The following is a 2,304-nucleotide window of genomic DNA, read 5'->3' as shown; positions in this document are numbered from 1 at the left end:
CCTCGCCCTGGTCCCGGTCGAGATCGTCTTCTGGATCGGCTTCGCCCTTCCGGCGGGACTCATCCTGGGGCCGGCACGGGTCGGGCTTGTTCTTCTCGCGCTGGTCTGAGGCACGCCGCGGTCCGACCGCCTCCTGCGGCCCTCCACGCGACGGGCGGTCCCGGCTGGTGCGGCACTCGTCACCGCGTCGCGTGCCAGCCGGCGTACAGGGCCGTCAGGGCCGAGTCGATGTGCTCGCGGGCGTCGCCGGGCACGGAGGCGGGGATCTGCTCCAGTGCTGCGAGCCGGGAGATCCCGTAGACCACCCCCCACGCGACGGCGCAGCGTCGCAGCACGTCGGCCTCGGTGACCTCCGGGGGCTGGCACGCCTCGACGGTGTCGTGGAGGAGGTTCCAGTACCGGATCGCGGCGGCCTGCAGCCACGGATGCTCGCTCTTGTCGATGCGCAGCACGTGGTCGAGGTCGTGGACGTGCGGATCGTGCTCCACCCAGTCCGTGTAGGCCTCGGCCAGAGCCCGCAGTCGTGCGATCGGTGACTCACCCGCCGCGGCCACCCTGGCCTCCGCCGCCGCCGCCGCCCGGTCGAGGCCCACGCCGGCGACGGCGGCGAGGAAGCGCCGCTTGGAGCCGAAGTGCACGTAGGGGGCCTGGTGGCTCACTCCGGCCTGCTCGGCGACGCGACGCAGGCTGAGCTGCTCGACGGGCCCCTCGCGCAGCATCTCGAGCGTGGTCTCGACCAGGCGCATGCCCAGCGGAGCCACCGCCGCGCCGGCCTGCTCGACATTGACAGTGTCAACCACGTCCGGCAGTCTACGGACATTGACAGTGTCAACCAAGGAGGTGACGCGCATGTCCGAGCGGAGCTTCATCGACACCGTGGTGGGTCGTCTTGCGGTCCGGGTCGAAGGGCAGGGTGCGCCCGCGGTGCTGTGGCACAGCCTGTTCGTCGACGAGCGCAGCTGGCGGCGCGTCACGGCGGAGCTGGCCGAGGTCCGGCGGCTGGTCACGATCACCGGCCCCGGTCACGGTGAGAGCTCCGACCCCGGCGGTCGCTACGACCTGCGCCAGTGTGCCCGGGCCGCTGCTGAGGTGCTCGACGCGCTCGGGGTCGCCGAGCCGGTGGACTGGGTCGGCAACGCGTGGGGCGGCCACGTCGGCATCCGGTTCGCGACGGCGTACCCCCGGCGGACCAGGTCGCTGGTCACCCTCGGCACTCCCGTCCAGCCACTCAGTGCCGCCGAGCGTGCCCGGACCCACGCCCTCCTCCTCGCCCACCGGGTGCTCGGGCCGGCCGGCTTCATCCTCGACGGGGTGGTCGAGACGATGCTCGCGCCGGCAACCCGGGCGAGTGATCCCGAGGCCGTCGCGCTCGTCCGCACCTCCGTTACCGCCGCTGACCGGCGTCTCCTGCGCAATGCCGTGGTGTCCATCTCGCTGCACCGCGAGGACCTCGGCGCCCTCCTGCCGGGAGTCGCCGTCCCCACCCTGATGATCACGGGGGAGCAGCACGGTGGGTGGACACCGGCCCAGGCCGCAGCTGCGGCCACGAGGCTCCCCGACGGTCGCGTGGCCGTGGTCCCCGACGCGGCCTACCTGGTCCCTCTCGAGCAGCCGGGCGCAGTGGTCGAGCTGGTACGCAGGTTCTGGACGTCGGCCGTGACAGAGGCGCCGGGAGGCCGGCGATGAGCGGCCAGCGCAGTGCGGCGCTCGCCGGAGTCCTCTACGTCGCCCTGGACGTCGTGGTCGGCGTGACGGCCGGAGCACCGCCTCCCCCCTCGGCACCCGAGAGCGAGATCCTCGCCTACCTCACCGGTCATCGGGCCGGACTCGCCGCCGGGCTGTGGCTGTTCGGCCTGGCCTCGATCCTGCTGCTGTGGTGGTTCGGCTCGCTGTGGGCACGCATGGTCCGCGCCGAGTCAGGTGCCGCCCGCCTCGCGGTGGTGTCGCTGGCCGGCCTGCTCCTCGGTGGAACCATGTCCTTCGCCTCGGCGGTCGTGCTCGCCTCCCTCGCGCTCACCGAGCGCCCCGAGGCGGTCGTCGCCTTTTACACGCTCGGCGCCGTGTTCCTCTCCACGGCCGGTTTCGGACTCGGCGCGCACCTGGTCGCCACGAACATCCTCGCCGTACGACACGCCATGCTCCCCGCGTGGCTGGTGGTCACCGGGCTGCTGTCCGCGGTTGCGTTCGTGGTCTCCGCTGTGCTGGGCGCGGTCTCCAACGACGCCACCTCCAACACCGTGAGCCTCGTGGGCTTCGTGCTGTGGCTGGCCTGGATCCTCGGCGTCAGTCAGCAGATGTGGACCG

At 72.6% G+C, this 2,304-nt stretch carries 3 protein-coding genes; 2 read left to right on the top strand and 1 reads right to left on the bottom strand.

Annotated elements, in window-relative coordinates:
- Positions 1–179: 179 nt before the first annotated feature.
- Positions 180–800 carry a TetR/AcrR family transcriptional regulator gene (locus PLP61_RS07860; RefSeq protein WP_324502009.1) on the bottom strand — a complete coding sequence of 207 codons (621 nt, stop codon included), beginning with the start codon at positions 798–800 and terminating at the stop codon, positions 180–182.
- Positions 801–849: 49 nt separating this feature from the next.
- On the opposite strand from PLP61_RS07860, the gene PLP61_RS07855 reads away from it, so the two are divergent.
- Both PLP61_RS07855 and PLP61_RS07850 read left to right on the top strand, forming a co-directional pair.
- Positions 850–1,686 carry an alpha/beta fold hydrolase gene (locus PLP61_RS07855; protein ID WP_324502007.1) on the top strand — a complete coding sequence of 279 codons (837 nt, stop codon included), beginning with the start codon at positions 850–852 and terminating at the stop codon, positions 1,684–1,686.
- Positions 1,683–2,304, top strand: a 622-nt coding sequence (locus PLP61_RS07850; RefSeq protein WP_324502005.1) for a hypothetical protein, incomplete at its 3' end; no start/stop codon positions are given. The genes PLP61_RS07855 and PLP61_RS07850, both read left to right, overlap by 4 nt.

It is taken from the genome of Nocardioides sp. (assembly GCF_035429765.1).
Classification (GTDB): domain Bacteria; phylum Actinomycetota; class Actinomycetes; order Propionibacteriales; family Nocardioidaceae; genus Nocardioides.
The sequence above is the reverse complement of the archived record's forward strand: the minus strand, read 5'-3'. Positions and strand labels throughout refer to the sequence as shown.